This window comes from Haliea sp. E17 (genome assembly GCF_048323675.1).
GTDB lineage: Bacteria > Pseudomonadota > Gammaproteobacteria > Pseudomonadales > Halieaceae > Mangrovimicrobium.
In genome coordinates, this window is record NZ_JBLWFK010000002.1 from 678,191 (window position 1) to 696,985 (window position 18,795).

General features: G+C 63.8%; 16 protein-coding genes and 2 tRNA genes. 4 read left to right on the plus strand and 14 right to left on the minus strand.

Annotated elements, in window-relative coordinates; translation table 11 throughout:
- Positions 1–12: 12 nt before the first annotated feature.
- From ACNKU3_RS06155 to ACNKU3_RS06210, 12 genes are all read right to left on the minus strand, one after another.
- A tRNA-Leu gene (locus ACNKU3_RS06155) sits at positions 13–97 on the minus strand.
- A 531-nt stretch (positions 98–628) separates the two neighbouring features.
- On the minus strand, positions 629–982 hold the full coding sequence (locus tag ACNKU3_RS06160) for a PilZ domain-containing protein (protein ID WP_418258540.1): 354 nt from the start codon (positions 980–982) through the stop codon (positions 629–631).
- An 18-nt stretch (positions 983–1,000) separates the two neighbouring features.
- Positions 1,001–1,993, minus strand: coding sequence for a DNA polymerase III subunit delta' (holB, locus tag ACNKU3_RS06165; RefSeq protein WP_418258541.1), 993 nt, complete (start codon positions 1,991–1,993; stop codon positions 1,001–1,003).
- Positions 1,990–2,637, minus strand: coding sequence for a dTMP kinase (gene tmk / locus ACNKU3_RS06170; RefSeq protein ID WP_418259025.1), 648 nt, complete (start codon positions 2,635–2,637; stop codon positions 1,990–1,992). Before tmk ends, holB begins: the two co-directional genes overlap by 4 nt.
- A gap of 11 nt (positions 2,638–2,648) precedes the next feature.
- A complete protein-coding gene (gene mltG / locus ACNKU3_RS06175; protein WP_418258542.1) occupies positions 2,649–3,686 on the minus strand; it encodes an endolytic transglycosylase MltG in 1,038 nt (345 codons plus the stop codon).
- Positions 3,680–4,525: an aminodeoxychorismate lyase gene (gene pabC / locus ACNKU3_RS06180; RefSeq protein WP_418258543.1), complete on the minus strand. Its 846-nt coding sequence runs from the start codon at positions 4,523–4,525 to the stop codon at positions 3,680–3,682. Before pabC ends, mltG begins: the two co-directional genes overlap by 7 nt.
- Entirely contained in the window at positions 4,525–5,766 is a 1,242-nt protein-coding gene (gene fabF, locus ACNKU3_RS06185) for a beta-ketoacyl-ACP synthase II (protein WP_418258544.1), read from the minus strand. The genes pabC and fabF overlap by 1 nt, the downstream gene beginning before the upstream one ends.
- Before the next feature lie 102 nt (positions 5,767–5,868).
- Positions 5,869–6,105: an acyl carrier protein gene (gene acpP, locus ACNKU3_RS06190; protein WP_135443995.1), complete on the minus strand. Its 237-nt coding sequence runs from the start codon at positions 6,103–6,105 to the stop codon at positions 5,869–5,871.
- 151 nt (positions 6,106–6,256) lie between these two features.
- Entirely contained in the window at positions 6,257–7,000 is a 744-nt protein-coding gene (gene fabG / locus ACNKU3_RS06195; protein ID WP_418258545.1) for a 3-oxoacyl-ACP reductase FabG, read from the minus strand.
- A gap of 27 nt (positions 7,001–7,027) precedes the next feature.
- Positions 7,028–7,969: an ACP S-malonyltransferase gene (gene fabD / locus ACNKU3_RS06200; protein ID WP_418258546.1), complete on the minus strand. Its 942-nt coding sequence runs from the start codon at positions 7,967–7,969 to the stop codon at positions 7,028–7,030.
- Positions 7,970–8,159: 190 nt separating this feature from the next.
- Complete coding sequence (rpmF, locus tag ACNKU3_RS06205; protein ID WP_418258547.1) at positions 8,160–8,342, minus strand: 50S ribosomal protein L32; 183 nt, start codon at positions 8,340–8,342, stop codon at positions 8,160–8,162.
- Positions 8,343–8,344: 2 nt separating this feature from the next.
- Complete coding sequence (locus tag ACNKU3_RS06210; RefSeq protein ID WP_418258548.1) at positions 8,345–8,794, minus strand: YceD family protein; 450 nt, start codon at positions 8,792–8,794, stop codon at positions 8,345–8,347.
- Positions 8,795–8,982: 188 nt separating this feature from the next.
- Between ACNKU3_RS06210 and ACNKU3_RS06215 the strand changes: the two genes are divergently transcribed.
- Positions 8,983–9,576, plus strand: coding sequence for a Maf family protein (locus tag ACNKU3_RS06215; RefSeq protein WP_418258549.1), 594 nt, complete (start codon positions 8,983–8,985; stop codon positions 9,574–9,576).
- Here ACNKU3_RS06215 and ACNKU3_RS06220 read toward each other — a convergent pair.
- Positions 9,573–10,214 (minus strand): HAD family hydrolase, encoded by a 642-nt coding sequence (locus ACNKU3_RS06220; RefSeq protein ID WP_418258550.1) that lies wholly within the window; start codon positions 10,212–10,214, stop codon positions 9,573–9,575. The genes ACNKU3_RS06215 and ACNKU3_RS06220 overlap by 4 nt on opposite strands.
- Positions 10,215–10,221: 7 nt before the next feature.
- On the minus strand, positions 10,222–11,172 hold the full coding sequence (gene rluC / locus ACNKU3_RS06225) for a 23S rRNA pseudouridine(955/2504/2580) synthase RluC (RefSeq protein ID WP_418258551.1): 951 nt from the start codon (positions 11,170–11,172) through the stop codon (positions 10,222–10,224).
- Positions 11,173–11,782: 610 nt separating this feature from the next.
- Here rluC and rne point away from each other — a divergent pair.
- From rne to amt, 3 genes are all read left to right on the plus strand, one after another.
- Positions 11,783–14,710 (plus strand): ribonuclease E, encoded by a 2,928-nt coding sequence (rne, locus tag ACNKU3_RS06230; protein WP_418258552.1) that lies wholly within the window; start codon positions 11,783–11,785, stop codon positions 14,708–14,710.
- Between the two features lie 137 nt (positions 14,711–14,847).
- Positions 14,848–14,935 (plus strand) — tRNA-Ser (locus tag ACNKU3_RS06235).
- 357 nt (positions 14,936–15,292) lie between these two features.
- Positions 15,293–18,694: an ammonium transporter gene (gene amt / locus ACNKU3_RS06240; RefSeq protein WP_418258553.1), complete on the plus strand. Its 3,402-nt coding sequence runs from the start codon at positions 15,293–15,295 to the stop codon at positions 18,692–18,694.
- Positions 18,695–18,795 lie beyond the last annotated feature (101 nt).

Consider the following 18,795-nt stretch of genomic DNA (forward strand, 5'->3'; position numbering starts at 1 on the left):
GGTGTTGGAATCTGGTGCGGAAGGAGAGACTCGAACTCTCACGCCTAGCGGCACTGGAACCTAAATCCAGCGCGTCTACCAATTTCGCCACTTCCGCATTGCAAACTGCCCTTTCTGAAGTGTCTCGAAATCGCTCGAGCTTTTTCCAGATAAGCTATTGAAATTTCAGAGCTATATCCTGCCAAAAAGTCACAAACAGAAGTGGCGCAAGGGCGCAGATTCTGCCACAAAGCACGGGTCGATTCAACTCGCAGAAAGACCGCCTGCGGCGACTCCCGCGGGGGGTATTCCCAGGGCGCTGCCCGGGCGACGGAAAGGGGTGCCAACGGACCACAATCCAATTAGCTAGTAATAAATAATTTTTTAGTTATTTCGAAATGTGCTAAAAACGATAGCTGGAACTGTGGAAAATTACCGCGAATGCGCTGATACTAAGAATGTGGCCACCTGTCCCCTAGTTCAGCCTGGTGGCCATGAGAGCAAACCCAATGCTCTGTGAAGGAAGAAATTCCTTTATGTTTCACTCCTAATGGTCTTCTTGGGTCCCTTTTGGGACCCACTTTTATTTCTGCAATACAATAATAAAAACAGATAGTTACCCCCAGCCCCGAGACTTTACTTCAAGCATTCACATGGTGTGGGTGGGACGGTCGGAATTGAGCGACCCCGCCAGGTAGTTCTCGATCTTGGCGTTCGCCGCGGCGTCCTGGTCACTGAACTGCACGCCGATGCCCGCCGTGCGATTACCCTGCGCACCGCGTGGCGTAACCCATACCACCCTGCCCGCGATCGGTATCTTTTCCGGCTCTTCCATCAGTGTCAGCAGCATGAAGACTTCATCGCCGAGGGAATACGGCTTGTTGGTGGGCACGAACAGGCCGCCGTCGGCCAGAAAAGGCATATAGGCGGAATACAGGACGGCCTTGTCCTTGATGGTCAGGGAAAGAATCCCGTTACGACTGTTCTGCCGCCCGTCATTCATGTACGTGGCTCCACGAAATCATGGGCTGATACTAGCATCGCGGCCCTGACCTCCCAACAGAAAATGCAGTTTTTCGAGAATTACCTCGCACAGCAGCTGGCGATTGGGATTGGCCCCGCTGTTGACCGCCCGCTGGGCATCGCCGACTTCATCCAGCAGGGCGAACAGTGCGCGCGCACGCCTGCCCCGCAGGGTCGGCGCATCACAGGACGCCAGCCAGGATCGCAATGTCGCGGCCACCTGTTCCAGCACCTGGGGAAGTTCGCTGGACTCGACCATGGCAACCGCCCGGCCGACGTCGATTTCACCGGCGAGCAGGGCGGCACAGGCGAGTCGCGGTGCGACCAGGTTGTCGGCTTCCGGATCGCTGTAGAGCTGCTGCGCCAGCAGCGGCCTGCCGTCCGCGAGATCGAGCCACTTTTCGCTCTCGCCGCGCGCGCCGGTGGCGCTGTCCAGCCAGGCGAGGCTCTGCTCCCGCTGCGGTGCCGGCAGGCGCAGCTGCTGGCAGCGCGAGCGAACGGTGGCGGGAATCCGGTGCGGCTGCGCCGCCAGCAGCAGCATGTAGGTTTCCGGGGTGGGCTCTTCAAGGCACTTCAACAGGGCATTCGCCGCATTGACGTTCATCGCCTCCACGGGAGAAAACACGATAACCTTGGCGCGCCCGTGGGTGGCGGTCTTGCTGGCGAGACTCACTGCATGGCGCACGCTGTCGACCTTGATCACCTGGGCCTTGCCCTCGGGACCCAGCCAGTGGAAATCGCCGTGGCTGCCCGCGGCGGTCAACTGGCAGGCCCTGCAGCGGCCACAGTTGAGGCCCCCGTCCGGCTGCTCGCACAGCAACAGGCGGGCCAGCGCAGTGGCAAAACGCTCCTTACCGGTATAGCGCGGCGCAACCAGCATTAGTGCGTGGGGCAAGGTTGCACCCTCGATCTGCCGGGCCAGCTGTTCCCACGCGGGATACTGCCACGGCAGCGGCGGACTGACTTCCGGGAGTTGTACCGGGGCACTCACGGGCGGCGTGCCTGCCAACAGCCCGCCAGCTCCTGGCAGATTTTGGCCAGTTGCGCCTCCACCTCGGGCAGGGATTGCGCGGCGTCCACTACCCGGTAGCGGCCGCTGCTCTCCCGGGCGAGCTGCAGGTAGGTGGCGCGCACGCGCTCGAAAAACGCCACCTGCTCGTTCTCGATCCGGTCGAGGTTACCGCGGTCGCCGGCGCGGGAGAGGCCGATTGCCACCGGCGCGTCCAGCAGGATGGTGTAGTCCGGGCGCAAATCGCCCTGCACCAGTTGCTCGAGTTCCCGCACCAGCGGCACCGGCAGTTGGCGGCCCCCGCCCTGGTAAGCGTAGGTTGCATCGGTAAAGCGGTCGCAGAGTACCCAGTGCCCGGCGTCCAGGGCCGGCAGTATCACCTCGGACAGGTGCTGGGCGCGGGCCGCAAACACCAGCAGGAGTTCCGCCTCCGGCGCGACCAATTCCTCGCGTGGCTGCAACATCACCTCGCGAATCTGCTCGCCCAGGGCGGTGCCGCCCGGCTCGCGGGTCACCACCAGATCCACGCCCGCGGCGCGCAGGCAGTCTTCGAGGAAGCGCATGTTGGTGGTCTTGCCAACGCCCTCCCCGCCTTCGACGGTAATGAACAAACCCCTGGACTCCATCATCTGCCCCGTTACTGGCCCCCGCCCGCCTGCGGACTGGAGCGGTAATCCTGGCGGCGCCGCAACTGGTACTCGCGCACCGCCTTTTCATGTTCGGCGAGGGTGCGACTGAAGTAGTGACCGCCGTCGCCCCGAGCCACAAAGTACAGCGTATCACCCTGGTCCGGGTGCAGGGCAGCCACGATTGCCGCGCGGCCGGGCAAGGCGATCGGTGAAGGCGGCAAGCCAGCGTGGCTGTAGGTATTGTAGGCATTGGCCGGGTCCCGCAGGTGCGCCCGGCGCAGGTTGCCATCGAAGTCCTCGCCGAGGCCGTAAATCACCGTCGGGTCTGTCTGCAGGCGCATACCCCGCTGCAGGCGGCGGACAAACACGCCGGCAATCTGTTCGCGCTCCTCGGGCACGCCGGTCTCGCGCTCGACGATACTGGCCATGATCAGGGCCTCGTAGGCGTTCGCGTAGGGCAGGCCCTCTGCCCTTTCCTCCCAGGCTTGCGCCAGCACCTCGCGCATCGCGGTATGGGCGCGCTGCAGTATTTCGAGGTCGGTGGTGCCGCGCTGGTAGTGGTAACTGTCGGGGAAAAACCAGCCCTCGGGGTTCTCGTAGGGCGCAACCAGTGCCAGCAGGCGCTGGTCGCCGGCGCCATCGAGCACGGATTGCAGGCTTTCGGCTGCGGCCAGGCGACGAACAGCCTCGGCGAGCGTGATACCTTCGGGAAGCGTCACCTGGTAGCTGATCACCCTGCCCTCGTGCAGCAGGTACAGCAGGTCCCGCGCGGTGGCACCACGCTCTACCCGGTACTCGCCGTGCCGGATCTGCTGGTCCAGGCCCGTGATTCGGCCGTAGATCCGCAATAACAGGGGGTCCGGATACACCCCCTCCTGCTCCAGGCGACCGGCCACACTACGCAGGCTGTCGCCCGGCTCGACCACCAGGATATAGTCGTCGCCCGGCAGGTTGAGGGGGCGCTGCCACCTCTGCTGCAGTTCAGCCGCGGCCAGCAGGCCGAGGAGTAAAAGCACAAACAGCGCGACAGCCAGTGACCTCAGCATGGCAGCTCCCGAACATAGCGGGCGTGAATCGCGGAACACAGGGGAAACTCCGACCAGCGACGCGCGCCGATACGGCCCACGGGTTGCACGCCGCGCAGGCTGCTGGTGCAAAAAACCTCATCCGCAGCCAGCAGGCGGGCCAGCGAAAAGTCCTGCTCGAGCACCGCAATACCCAACTCCACCGACCAGCGCTCGACCAGCAGGCGCCGCCGGGTACCGAGGATACCGCAGTCGCGCAGGGGTGGTGTGACCAGGGTCGCGGACTCCAGCATGAAGATATTCGCCGCACTGAGCGAGCGCACCTGGTCATTCAGGTCCAGCATCACCACCTCGTCGAGGCCCTGGGTGCGGGCTTCCGCTGCGGCCATCACCTGCTCCAGCCGGTTGAGGTGCTTGATACCCGCAAGCAGGGGCTGCACAGAATAGCGTATGTCACACAGCCCCACGTCAAGGGGCCGGGGCAACTCTGCAGAGGGCAGGTCCAGGGGGCTGGCACTGGCGATCACACGGGGAATGGCCAGTTCCGGCGGCGCATAGCCGCGCGGGGCGCTGCCGCGGGTCAGGGTCAGGCGCAGGGCCGCGCAGTCCCAGGCTTCGCCGACAGCGGCCAACGCGGGCGCCAGGCATGAGTGGACACCGGCAAGCGCATCCTGCGGAAACCCGAGGCGCCGGGCCCCCAGCGCCAGGCGCTCGAGATGCAGGTCGGCAAACAGGGGTATTCCGCGCACCACCAGCAGGGTTTCGAACAGGCCGTCGCCGAAATCCAGCCCCCGGTCCGGCAGCGGCAGCGCGTTAGCCCGTTCTCCGTCGATCCAAATCGCGGGCGTGGAGAGCGACATCAGACCTGGCTGAATACCAGGGACCCGTTGGTTCCGCCGAAGCCGAAGGAGTTGGAAAGCACATTGCGAATGGGGCGTTCCTGGGCGGTGTGCGGCACAAAATTCAGCGGCGCCGCGTTCTCGTCGACGTTGTCGAGATTGATCGTCGGCGGACAGACCTGGTCGCGCATCGCCAGTACTGAGAAAATGGCTTCAACCGCACCGGCGGCGCCCAGCAGGTGGCCGATCATCGACTTGGTGGAACTCACCGCAACTTGCCCGGCGGCACTGCCCATAACCCGCGCCACTGCGAGGCTTTCAGCCACGTCACCGGCATTGGTTGAGGTGCCGTGGGCATTGATGTATTGAATGTCGGAGGGGTCGACGCCGGAATCGCGAATTGCGCCACTCATGGAGAGCGCGGCACCGCGACCGTCAGCCGGCGGCAGGGTCATGTGGTAGGCGTCGCCACTCATACCGAAACCGGTGATTTCGGCGTAGATTTTAGCCCCGCGGGCTTTGGCCCCCTCGTATTCCTCGATCATCAGCACCCCGGCGCCTTCGCCGAGGACGAATCCGTCGCGGTCGCGATCCCAGGGACGGGAAGCCGCCTGCGGGTCGTCGTTGCGGGTCGACAGCGCACGCGCCGCGGCAAAGCCGCCGAGGCCGACCGGCGTAGTGGCCATTTCCGCACCGCCGACCAGCATCGCATCGGCGTCGCCGAGGGCGATCAGGCGCGCGCCGAGGCCGATATTGTGGGTTCCGCTGGTGCAGGCCGTGACCATGGCAAGGTTGGGACCCTGCAGGTTATAGCGCACCGACAGGTTGCCGGAGATCATGTTGATAATGGAACCGGGCACGAAAAATGGTGAAATCCTGCGCGGCCCCGAGGTCTGCAGAATCTCCGCGTTTTTCTCGATCTGGCCTATGCCGCCGATGCCGGAGCCGATGGCGCAGCCGACGCGGGGGGCATTTTCCTCGGTAACGGTAAAACCGCTGTCCTCAAAGGCCTGGATACCCGCGGCCATGCCGAACTGCACGAAAGTGTCCATTTTTCGCGCTTCTTTCGGTTCGAGGTAGGGGGATACGTCAAAATCCCGCACGCTGGCGGCAAAGCGTGTTGTATAGGCGGATGCATCGAAGAAATCGATGGGCGCCGCGCCGCTCTTGCCAGCCAGGATATTCTCCCAGGTCGTCGCGACGGTGTGCCCGATCGGACTGACCATACCCAGCCCGGTTACTACCACTCTTCTGCCTATCAACGCGTTGCCCTCTACAACTACAGGATTATTTTGGCGTGCCCCAAAAGAAGAAAAGCCGCTCTATCCAGAAAATAGAAACGGCTCTACGTACGTCAGCTGAAATCAGGCGAGGTTTTCGTTGATGTAGTTGATAGCCAGCTGAACGGTGGTAATTTTTTCTGCTTCCTCGTCGGGGATTTCAGTTTCGAATTCCTCTTCAAGTGCCATTACCAGTTCTACCGTATCCAGAGAGTCGGCGCCAAGGTCCTCGACGAAGGAAGCCTCTGTAGACACTTCTTCCTCTTTTACACCAAGCTGTTCCGCGACGATTTTCTTAACGCGTTCTTCGATGCTGCTCATGATTCTATGTCACTCCTGAGTTTAGTGCTGTATCAAACCGGTAAACCTGGTTTTACGGCCTGAGCCGGCATTTTACTAGGTTTTGTTTGATTGTTAGAAGGTTTTTTTCCCGCTGAAGCGGCCAAACTGGCACCCCAATCATATCAGCGAATCAGGACATGTACATGCCGCCGTTGATATGAATGGTTTCGCCCGTAATATAGCCCGCCGCGTCGCTGCACAGGAAGTTGACCACGGCCGCGACCTCCTCGGGCGCACCGAGCCTGCCCAGGGCGATCTGCCCGAGCATCAACTCGCGCTGCTGGTCGGACAATTCGCGGGTCATATCGGTATCGATAAACCCCGGCGCCACGCAGTTCACGGTGATCGAGCGCGAACCCAGTTCCCGCGCCAGCGCGCGGGAAAAACCCTCTGCGCCGGCCTTGGTGGCCGCGTAGTTGGCCTGCCCGGCATTGCCCATGGAACCGACCACTGAGGTTATGTTGACGATGCGTCCCCAACGGGCCTTGGTCATGCCCCGCAGGCAGGCCTTGCTGACCCGGTACAGGGCATTGAGGTTGGTGTCGATAACGTCATTCCACTCGTCGTTTTTCATCCGCATCATGATGTTGTCGCGGGTGATACCGGCGTTGTTCACCAGCACCAGCGGCGCACCGAAGCGCTCGCCAATGGCGTCCAGCACCTCGCTGACAGATGCCTCATCGACGACATTCAGGCGCATGCCGCAGCCGGGATTGCCCGCTGCGGCCAGGTAGGCGCTGATCGCCTCGGCGCCGGTGTCACTGGTCGCGGTACCGACCACCACGAAGCCGGCGGCCGCCAGTTGTTCGGCGATGGCCTTGCCAATACCACGGCTCGCCCCGGTGACCAGGGCTACTTTTGCTGATTCGCTCATTCCCCTTCCCTACTCCTTATTGCTGACTCAGGCAGTTTTCAATGCGTCGAGTGCCGCCGCAAGTTCGGCCGGCTCCTCGATGGCATAACACTCTATGGTCTTGTCGATCCGGCGCGCGAGGCCGCTCAGCACCTTGCCGGGGCCGCACTCGACGCTGTTCGTCACACCCCGCTCAAGCATGGTCTCTACACAACTGGTCCACTGTACCGGGCTGTAGATCTGCTGTACCAGCAATGCGCGAATCTTTTCCGGATCTTCCTCGGTACGGGCATGCACATTGTGTACCACCGGAATAGCGGGCGTGGCAATCGCAATGTCCGCTATCGCCTCGGCCAGTTTTTCACCGGCGGGTTGCATCAGTTCGGTATGGAAAGGCGCGCTTACCGGCAACGGCAGCGCCCGCTTGGCGCCCGCCGCCTTGAGCGCCTCGATGGCTGCGGCTACCGGCCCGCTGTGCCCGGCGATCACTACCTGGCCCGGGGAATTGAAGTTGACCGCGGCGACCACGCCGTCGGTTTCCTCGCAGATGCGGTTGATGGCGTCGTCATCGAGGCCGATGATCGCCGCCATGGCGCCCTCGCCCACCGGCACCGCAGTCTGCATGAACTGGCCGCGCTGGCGCACCAGCTTGACCGCGTCCGCGAAACCCAGCGCACCGGCGCAGACCAGCGCAGAGAACTCACCGAGGCTGTGCCCGCCCATCAGGCCGGGCAGCGGACCGCCCTCGGCCTGCCAGGCCCGCCACAGCGCCACTGACGAGGTCAGCAGGACTGGCTGGGTTGTCTCGGTCAGGTTCAGCGCTTCCTGTTCACCGTTCTGGATCAGGTCCCAGATGTCGTAGCCGAGTGCCTCAGCGGCCTCCGCAAAGGTGTCGCGCACGGCAGCGTAACTGGCGTACGCAGCGGCGAGCATGCCCACTTTCTGCGAGCCCTGGCCGGGGAAAACAAATGCTGTATTGCTGTCGGTCATTTTCGGTACACCTTATTGGAGGATCTATTGCCGAAAGTCTAGAGTTCACGCCGCCCCGACGCCAGACAAAATCAGGCCGTCGACCGCGCGGCGACAGGGCCGGCGATTCGGTGGGAGTCGTTTGGGGGTACTGCGGGGAGGAGAAATACGGGCGCCACCTGCGTGGCGCCGCGAAGGATACGAGGAAGGATCAGTCTTCCGCGCCTGTCTCTACGACCTTCTTGCCGCGATAGAAACCATCGGCGGTCACGTGGTGACGACGATGGGTTTCGCCAGAGGTCTGGTCAACGGACAGGGTGTTGCCGTTGAGAGAATCGTGGGCACGACGCATGCCGCGACGTGAACGGGTTTTCCGGTTTTGCTGAACTGCCATGACTAACTCCTGGGTTCCTTATCCGGTTTTAACCGGGCCAGTACCTCGAAGGGGTTGGGGCGTTCGGGCGCCGCTTCCTCTTCAGGTTCCTGACCGGAGTAGCCGGACAGTATCTGTTTACAATCCTGTGTGTCGTGATAGCTGAAGGCCGGCAACATCAGGATCAACTCCTCTTCGACCATGTCCCACAGCTTGCCACCCTCCTCCGGCACCACGATCGGGTCCAGGTGCTTCGGCAGGTGTTTGGCCTGCTCGTCGGTCCATACGATACCGAGCGTCGTGTCACCGGACACCGTGAGCGGCATGGGCCCGAGGCAGCGCTGACAGGCCACCGATACCTGGGCGGTAGCCGCAAGGGCTACGACCGGCCGGTTTTCCTCGTCGCGCGAGAAGTCCAACTGCACTTCGACCTGCCCCTCGTCACTGGCCAACAGGGACCGTAACTGGGGCAAATCGCGGACTTGCAACACGCCGCTGACACTCACGCCACGCGCTGCGGCCTTACGGACGTCCAGCGCATTCGGGAGGGGGTCGCTCAACATAGGCGCGCATCATAGTGAGAGGTCCACCCTTTGTCAAAGAAATTTCTATAGAATACAAGCAGTTCGCCCACTTATTCACATTCCCTGGCAAATTGACGATGACATTGATCCTGGCGTCCACCTCGCGCTACCGAAAATCGCTGTTACAGCGCCTGCAAATTCCCTTCGAATGCCGCTCCCCGGAGGTCGACGAGAGCCCCCTGCCCGGCGAGCCCGCGGAGGCGCTGGCCCTGCGCCTGGCCGGCGCCAAGGCCTCCGCCATTGCCTCGCAGGCCCCGGAAGCATGGGTGCTCGGCAGCGACCAGGTAGCAGTGGTAGACGGTGAAGTTCTGGGCAAGCCGGGCAACTTCGAACGCGCCTTCGCCCAGTTGCAGTCGAGCAGCGGCAGGGAAGCCCGCTTCCTGACCGGGGTCGCCCTGCACCGCCACCGGACCGGCGAGGCCTATGCCGCGCTCCACAGCACCACTGTGCGCTTTCGCGATCTCTCCGCCGCGGACATCGAACATTACCTGCGCGCCGAGGCGCCCTGGGACTGCGCCGGCAGTTTCAAGTGCGAGGGACTGGGCATCGCCCTGTTCGAGGCCATCCACAGTGACGACCCGACCGGCCTCGAAGGCCTGCCGCTGATCACCACCTGCCGCCTGCTGCGCCAGGCGGGCATCGACCCGCTGGCCCCTGCGGCAGCAAACTAGCGGGAGAGGATCGCCAGGTCCAGCAATTCGGGCAGGCTGTCGACCACCACCAGCGGATTGTGGGCCAGCAGGCGCTCCCGCTCATGGGCGCCGAAACTGACCCCGACCGAGGCAATCCCGGCATTGGCCGCCATCTCCAGGTCGTATTCGGTATCACCCACCATGATCACCTCGGCCGGATCGAGCTGTCGCTCCTCAATGATTTCCAGCAGCATCAGGGGGTCGGGCTTGGAGCGGGTCTCATCCGCGCAGCGGCTGGTATCGAAAAAACTGCCCATATCCAGCGCTCCGAGCACCCGGTCGAGCCCGCGCCGGCTCTTGCCAGTGGCCACCGCCAGGCCGAGGCCGCGCCCCCTGAGCGCGTTCAGTGTTTGCAGCGCCCCGGGAAACAGGCGCGGCCGGCCCGTGTCATTGGCCACGTAATGCCCCGAGTAGACCCGCGCGATCTCCTGCCGCAATTCAAGCGGCTGGGAGGGAAACAGCACCTCGATCGCCTGGGGCAGGCCGAGCCCGATAATGTTGGCGGCGGCGGCCTCCGAGGGCGGCTCCAGGCCGATCTCCAGCGCCGCGGAGCGCACGCTGGCCACGATTTGCGCGACCGAGTCGCACAGGGTTCCATCCCAGTCAAATATAACCATATATTAATTACTTACGAAGTCTTTGGAGAATTTCGTTTAACTCGTCATCGAGGGGTGCCTGAAGCTCCAGGCGGCCGCTTTCGGGCAGTTTCAGGGACAGCCGGGCCGCGTGCAGGAACAGGCGCCTCAACCCGAGCTGCTTGCACAATACCTCCCCCTCCCGGGAGCCGTACTTGTCGTCGCCGAGCAGCGGATAGCCCGCGTGCAGGGCGTGCACCCGGATCTGGTGGGTGCGGCCAGTCACCGGCTTGGCCTCCACCAGGGTGGCACCCTTGAAGCGCTCGACCACACTGAACTCGGTCACCGAACGCTTGCCTTCGCGGTCCACCCGCACCATGCGCTCACCGGACTTCAATACGTTCTTCTGCAGTGGTGCCTCGACCCGCGACAGCGCCTTCGGCCAGCTACCCTGCACCAGCGCGAGGTAGCGCTTGTCCACCTCGTCGCCGCGCAGCTGCCGGTGCAGCTCCCGCAGCAGCGCGGGCTTGCGGGCGATCAGGATCAGCCCGGAGGTGTCGCGATCCAGCCGGTGCACCAGCTCGAGGTAGCGATCCTGCGGGCGCATCTGTCGCAGGCACTCGATCAGGCCGTAGTTCAGGCCGCTGCCCCCGTGCACCGCCAGCCCCGAGGGCTTGTTGACGACCAGCAGCGACTTGTCCTCATAGACGATGCCGGCCTCGACGCGCCCGACCCACTGACGGGAAACCACCGGCGCCTCGGTCGGCGCCGGGGTCCGCAGGGGCGGCAGGCGCACGTTATCGCCCGCCTCCAGGCGGTAATCGGGCTTCACGCGCCCCTTGTTGACGCGAATCTCGCCCTTGCGCAGGGCCTTGTACAGCCGCGTGCGCGGCACGCCCTTGAGCTCGCGCAGGAGAAAATTGTCGAGTCGCTGTCCGGCGGAGTCTTCATCGACCGCCAGATGCCTGACCCCTTGTCTGGCACTTTCAGTTTCTGTCATAAATTACGGAATTCGTTTAACTTTCTTTAAACATACTGGTAGTATACTCCGGCGTGTGGCTGTACCCACCGGGCAAAATGCCGCGGCGAGGTAACTTCCAGCGACTGGCGACGATTGGGCCTGCCGAAACAATTGCAAGGTACCGCCAGCCAAACCACACGCTCAGGCGCTGATTCGAAAGGCACTGCGGGCACATCCCCAACGGGCGAGTCCCCCACCAACACCTCTACGCGATCAGCATTGTAACTAACCGGGCAGCAGAATCTGCCGGGACACCGAATCAGAATGTGACTTTTCTGTGGTGTCGCCCTCTCCAGGTGCGGCGACACTACCAAAAAGGCGGAATGCGCACCATTCCCCCTTCATCCAGCAACCGGCAAAGTACCGCCGAAGTGCTGGAGATTGATGCCAATACGCATCGACAAAGTGCACCTGGATGCCGGGAGGCGCGATTTTCGCGACAGGCGCCGGACACCAGCCCACAACTACCCGGGCTTCCGAAGGCCTCGCCCTCGCCCACTCCCGTTGGCCCCGCTCCTGATATGGGGCCACGCATAGTACTGATTCCTGCCCCGCCAGGCCTGACCGCCCTCAGGTTTATGGCACATTTATGAAGAAAATGCTTATCAACGCAACTCAACCCGAAGAGTTGCGCGTCGCGCTGGTCGATGGCCAGCGTCTCTACGATCTCGATATCGAGAACCGCTCCCGGATCCAGAAAAAATCCAACATCTACAAAGGCAAGATCACCCGGGTTGAACCCAGCCTGGAAGCCGCCTTCGTCGACTTCGGCGCCGAGCGCCACGGCTTCCTGCCGCTGAAGGAAATCTCCCGCGAGTACTTCCAGCGCAAACCCGACGGCGACGGCCGCGGCAAGATCAAGGAACTGGTCAAGGAAGGCACAGAAATCATTGTCCAGGTGGAAAAGGAAGAGCGCGGCAACAAGGGTGCCGCCCTCACTACTTTCATCTCCCTGGCCGGCCGCTACATGGTGCTGATGCCCAACAATCCCCGCGCCGGTGGCATCTCCCGCCGCATCGAGGGCGACGACCGCTCCGAGTTGCGCGAGGCGCTCTCCGCCCTGGAAATCCCCAACGGCATGGGCGTCATCATCCGCACCGCCGGTGTGGGCCGCTCCGCCGAGGAACTGCAGTGGGACCTCAACTACCTGCTGCAACTGTGGGAAAAGATCACCGCCGCCAATGAAGAGGTGAAGGCCCCCACCCTGCTGTTCCAGGAAAGCAACGTCATCATCCGCGCCATCCGCGACTACCTGCGCGAGGATATCGACCAGGTAATGATCGACCAGCCGGAAGCCTTCCAGCAGGCGAAAGACTTCGTCAGCATGGTGATGCCCAAGTTCAGCAACCGGCTGAAGATGTACGAGGACAGCATTCCCCTGTTCAACCGCTTCCAGATCGAGAGCCAGATCGAGACCGCCTTCCAGCGCGAAGTGCGCCTGCCCTCCGGCGGCTCCATCGTGATCGATCCCACCGAGGCACTGGTCTCCATCGACATCAACTCCGCCCGCGCCACCCGCGGCTCGGACATCGAGGAAACCGCGCTGCAGACCAACCTCGAAGCCGCCGACGAGATCGCCCGCCAGCTGCGCCTGCGCGACATGGGCGGCCTGGTGGTCATCGACTTCATCGACATGCTGGCGGCCCGCAACCAGCGCGCGGTAGAGAACCGCGTGCGCGACGCCCTCGCCATCGACCGCGCCCGGGTCCAGGTCGGCCGCATCTCCCGCTTCGGCCTGCTGGAGATGTCCCGCCAGCGCCTGCGCCCCTCGCTCGGCGAGACGTCCAACATCGTCTGTCCGCGCTGTACCGGCCAGGGCACCATCCGCGACACCAAGTCGCTGGCCCTGTCGATTCTGCGCCTGCTGGAAGAGGAAGCCATCAAGGAACGCAGCGCCGAGGTCCGCGCCATCGTGCCGGTCGATGTCGCCGCTTTCCTGCTCAACGAAAAACGCGTGGCGCTGAACGAAATCGAGCGGGTTACCCGCGTGCGGGTACTGGTACTGCCCAACCCCAACTTTGAAACACCGCACTTCGAGGTGCAGCGCCTGCGCGATGACGAGGTCGAAGGCAACCATGAAGTCAGCTACGACGTCGATATCACGCCGCCGGACATGGAAGCAATCACCGACTCCCAGCAGTCTGTTGTCAAACAGCCGCAGGCTGTGGTCCAGGGCGTCAAGCCCGAGGCCCCCGCACCGGCAAGCGTCGACAAGCCGCCCCGCGCGGAGCGTCCCCAAAGCCCCAGGCAGGCTGCCGCACCGACCCCGGTTGCGCCCGCCCGCCCCGGCCTGTTTACCCGCCTGTGGAGTGCCATAGTCGGCGAAGCGGAAGTCGAACCCGCCCCCGTAAAACAGGGCAAGAAAGCGCCTGCCGGGGAAAAAACCGGCGCCGGCAAAGGCCAGGGCGATCGCAACCGGCAACGCAGCACCGCCGACGCCAGTGCCGAAGGCCAGGGCAAAGGCAAGGGCAAGCAGCGCAAGCCCCGCAGTGATCGCGGAGAGCGCGGAGAGCGCGGAGAGCGTAAAGAGGACAACCGTTCCGAAGATTCCCGCCAGGAGTCCCGGCAGCCTCGCGAGCGCGGTGACGACAACCGCGGCAAGCCGCGCGATGACAACCGCAAACGCCGCAGCGGCGGCGGCCGTCGCCGGCAGGAAGCCGAGGCCCAGGAGGCGGTTACCGAGGAAAACCTGTTCCAGGCGGAACCCCGCAGCGAAGACGCCAGCGACTCAGTTGATGGCCAGCAGCCGCGCAAACGTCCCTCGGACATGAAACGCGAGCAGCCCGCCCGCCGCCGCCGCAACCGCGGCCGCAAGCGCGATGGCGAAGCGACCTCCCCGGAAGCCACCAACGCCGTAGAAACCGGTAACGAAGTCTCTCCAAGCAAGCCCGCTGGCGAGGTCGAGTCCGAACTACTGCAGCCCAGAGAACCTCGCGAGCAGCCTGTTCCGGCACCGGTTCTCGAGGACAGCCCGGCCAGCAATGCGGCAGCACTGGCCGAAGCCGAGCAAATCCAGGCCGGCCTCGCCGCGGCCATCGCCGAGGCGCCAGCCAACGAGCCTGCACTCGTCTTCGAGCCCCAGTCCGCCCAGCAAACCGGCGCAGCGGAGGACTCCCAGCCCACCCAGGTGGCAGCGGAAATCCCCGCACAGCAAGCACCTGCTTTCGAGGAAAAAACCCCAGTGGCAGAGGCACCAGCGTCCGAGCCGGTATGGGAAACACCCGCTCCCGAGCCCGTCATCGAAGCCGTCGCTGAACCCGAGCCGGTAGCGCAAGCGCCGGCCGCACCGGCGCAAGCGCCTGCGGGCGTCACTGCCGACGGACGCGCAGTCAACGACCCCCGTGTCGCTGCAAAGCCCATCGACAACCTGCTGATCGATACTGCGTATCCGACGCTGTTTGGCGACTACGTAGCCCCGCCCGCCGCTCATAGCGGCCGGGTCGTTGCACGCGCGGCCAACGATCCTCGCGGACCGCTGGCGGTAGCTGCCCCGGTATCCGAAGCGGCTATTTCGTAAGCGGTTGCAGGGAAAATCGCGGCGTTCTGTATGAACGCCGCGAATATTCAGCCGGCTTCCCTTGCCTCGTTATTGGTTACAGGTATAATGCCGCCTGCTTCGCAACACCACGGCGCGAAGTGACAATTCAAGTTTACGGTGGGCTGGCTGAGTGGTCGAAAGCGGCGGTCTTGAAAACCGTTGAGGGGAGACCCTCCCGGGGTTCGAATCCCTGGCCCACCGCCATACAAAAAAGGGCTTACAGCAATGTAAGCCTTTTTTTTGGCCCTGCTCCACGCACTCTTCCTGCGGCTTTCCCTGTACGCGAGCCGTCTTTTCGGGTCTATTCGATGCTGCTGCCCGACGGCGGTGGGCGCCGGCACCATGACTTCGGCTGGCGACATCGCCCTCGAAACATCTCGGCGTATCCCCTGAAAAGCCGCAAAAAGTGTGACCCGCATTACAAACCCACGCTAAAACAGCGACTTACCACTTCCGCCGCACACCCCGGCTGTATAAAGTTTAGACAGGTACCCGGCCCGCAGAGACCGGGGCGGCACAATCTGACTTTCCCGTATTGTCACATAGAGCGAATCGAGAGCGATGGGTGACAAGAGCACACTGGATATTCTCTGGGTACTGCTGGCATCGGTACTGGTCCTGCTGATGCAGGGCGGCTTCCTGTGCCTGGAAAGCGGGATCACCCGCACCAAGAATTCGATCAACGTGGCGCTGAAGAACGCCGTCGACCTGGCGGTAGTCTGGGTGCTGTTCTGGTGTTTCAGCTTCGGCCTGATGTTCGGCAACAGCAATACCGGCTTGTTCGGCACGCACCTGTTCGCGCCGGATCTCGGCCGCGGCGGCACCTGGCTGGTCACTTTCTTCCTGTTCCAGGTGATGTTCTGCGCCACCGCGGCGACTATCGTCTCCGGCGCCGTCGCGGAGCGCATGCGCTTTCGCGCCTACATCCTGATTTCCATCCTGATCGCCGGCCTGGTGTACCCGATCTTCGGCCACTGGGCCTGGGGCGGTGCCTTTACCGGCAGTGCCGGGTGGCTGCAGGAACGTGGCTTTGTCGATTTCGCCGGCTCGACCGTGGTCCACAGCGTCGGCGGCTGGGTAGCCCTCGCCGCCATCATCTGCATCGGCCCGCGCATCGGGCGCTTCAATCCCGGCCCGGTCGCCATTCCCGCATCCAACCTGCCCATGGCGATGATCGGGGTGATCCTGTTTTTCGTCGGCTGGGTCGGCTTCAACGGCGGCAGCACTCTCGGGATGACCGAGCGGGTGCCGGGCATCGTCGCCAATACCCTGCTCTCAGGAGCGGTCGGTATGCTGGTGGCGTACCTGGTTCGCCCCCTGTTCTCCCCCGACTGCGACGCGATCGGCTCCGCGCTCAACGGGGCACTCGCCGGGCTGGTGTCGATTACCGCCAACTGCCACGCGGTTTCCAGCCAGTCGGCGGTACTGATCGGCGCCGGTGGCGCAGTCGCCATGCTGCTTACCGACCGGGCGCTGGCACGCTTGCGCCTGGACGATGCGGTGGGCGCCATCCCCGTACACCTGGGCGCGGGCATCTGGGGCACCCTGGCGGTAGCACTGTTCGGCGACCTGGAACTCCTGGGGACAGGACTCAGCCGCGGCCAGCAGTTGCTGGTGCAGGTCGAGGGCATCGTGGCCTGCGCGCTGTGGAGTTTTGCCGTCGGCTACGCCGCGCTGCGCCTGCTGGCGTCTGCGGTGCCCTTGCGCGTGTCCGCCGAGGACGAAGCCCAGGGGCTGAACGTTTCCGAACACGGCGCCCGCACCTACCTCAGCGATCTGCTGGGCTGCATCGAGGAGCAGCAGCGCAGCGCGGACCTGACCCTGCGGGCGCCGGAGGAGCCGTTCACTGAAATCGGCCAGATTGCCTCCAGTTACAACCGGCTGATCGGCGCGCTGCAATCGGCCACGGAAAAAACCGCGGAAATCGTTCGCCAGGTGCGCGACGGCATCTTCACCTTCGATGAACAGGGCATCCTCACCAGCCTGAATCCCGGCGCCGAGAAACTCCTGCAGGTGCCCGCCGGCGCCGCCGTCGGTCGTTCGGCACTGGATGTATTCCAGCAGGCGCGCTTTGAATTGCAGCTGGAAAACGGCCGCCGCGCGAACAGCGCGGCATCCCTGCAAAGTATTACCCAGTGCGAGTTCGTGCGCGAGGAAGACAGCGGCAAACGCACCGTGCTCGCCTTCGAAGCCAATCACGGCAGCGGGGTTGGCGGTGTGGACTACACCGCGACCCTGCGCGACATCTCCGAGCAACGGCGCGCGGAAGAACGGCTGTTCGAGGAAAAAGAGCACGCCCAGGTCACCCTCGCCTCGCTGGGTGAAGCGGTCATCACCGCGGACGCCCACGACCAGATCCTGTATATCAACCCGGTGGCCGGGGACATCATCGGCCTCAGCGAGAACGAAGCCGTGGGCCGCAGCCTGGCGGAGGCATTTACCCTCTACGAGGAAAACAACAGCGACATGGTGCGACTTGGCCTCTCCGCCCTCGGGCAGGAAGGCACCCGCATCCGCCGCCACGACCCGCTGGTCCTGCACCGCGCGGACGGCACCGAGGTCACCATCAAGCTTACCGCGGCGCCGATCCGCGACCGGCAGAGCCGGATGATCGGCACCGTGCTGGTATTCCAGGACATCTCCACCGCACGGGCGCTGGAGCGCACCCTCTCCTACCAGGCCTCCCACGATGCCATCACCGGCCTGTTCAACCGCCGGGAATTCGAAAACCGCCTGCACGCGCTGATCAACCACACCGTGGAAGCCCACCAGCACCACGTGATCTGCTACGCCGACCTCGACCAGTTCAAGATCGTCAACGACACCTGCGGCCATCACGCCGGCGACGAACTGCTGCGCCAGTTGGGTGTGTTGCTCGGCGAAAGCGTGCGCGGCAGCGACACCCTCGCCCGCCTGGGCGGCGATGAGTTCGGCATACTGCTGCATGATTGCTCGATCGAACAGGGCTGGAAAATCGCCGACGAGATCCGTCGCCGGGTGGAGGAATTCCGTTTCAGCTGGCAGGGCCGCACCTTTGCCGTGGGGGTGAGCATCGGGCTGGCCGGCTTTACCCGCGAAAATCGCAGCGCGGCGGAACTCATGACCATGGCCGACGCCGCCTGCTACACCGCCAAGGACAGCGGCCGCAACCGCGTGCACCTGCACCAGGAGCAGGATGAGCAGGTCGCCGAACGCCGCGGCCAGATGGCCTGGGCCACGCGGATTCGCGAGGCGATCGACAGCGACCGCCTGCGCCTCTTCTACCAGCCCATCGTCGCCACCCAGGACACCAGCCGGGTCGACCACTACGAGATCTTCGTGCGCATGCTCGATGAGGACGGCGTACCGGTCCTGCCCGGCGCCTTCATTCCCGCTGCGGAACGCTACGGCCACATGAGCGGGATCGATCACTGGGTGGTGCGCAACATGCTCGCCTGGATGGGTGCGACCAACGACCGCGACAGCGCCTTCTCCATCAATCTATCCGGCGCCTCGGTGGACAACAGCGAACTGCTCAGCGATATCAAGCGGGGGTTCCGGGACTACCGGGTCAACCCGGAACAGGTCTGCTTCGAGATCACCGAGACCGCGGCGATCGCCGACTTTGCCCGCGCCCTGCAATTCATCGAGGAGCTCAAGGCCCTCGGCTGCCGCTTCTCGCTGGACGATTTCGGCAGCGGCCTGTCCTCCTTCGGCTACCTCAAGTCCCTGCCGGTGGACTTCATCAAGATCGACGGCATGTTCGTGCGCGACATTCTCGCCGACCCCTTCGACGACGCCATGGTGCAGTCCATCAACCGCATCGGCCAACTCATGGGCCTGAAGACCATCGCCGAGTTCGTGGAGAACGAACCGATCCTGCAACGCCTGCGTGAAATCGGCGTTGACCTCTGCCAGGGCTACCACTTCGGCGAACCGCAGCCGCTGGAGCAGCACTCCCTGGCCTGCCTCTGGCCGCGCTGAGCACTTGCCAAAAAGGGCCTTGAATGGCCCAAATCACCTACTGCGCATACGGTTTTTACGCCGGTGAACAGCCTCCGGTTTTGCTTGAAATTGAACCCCGA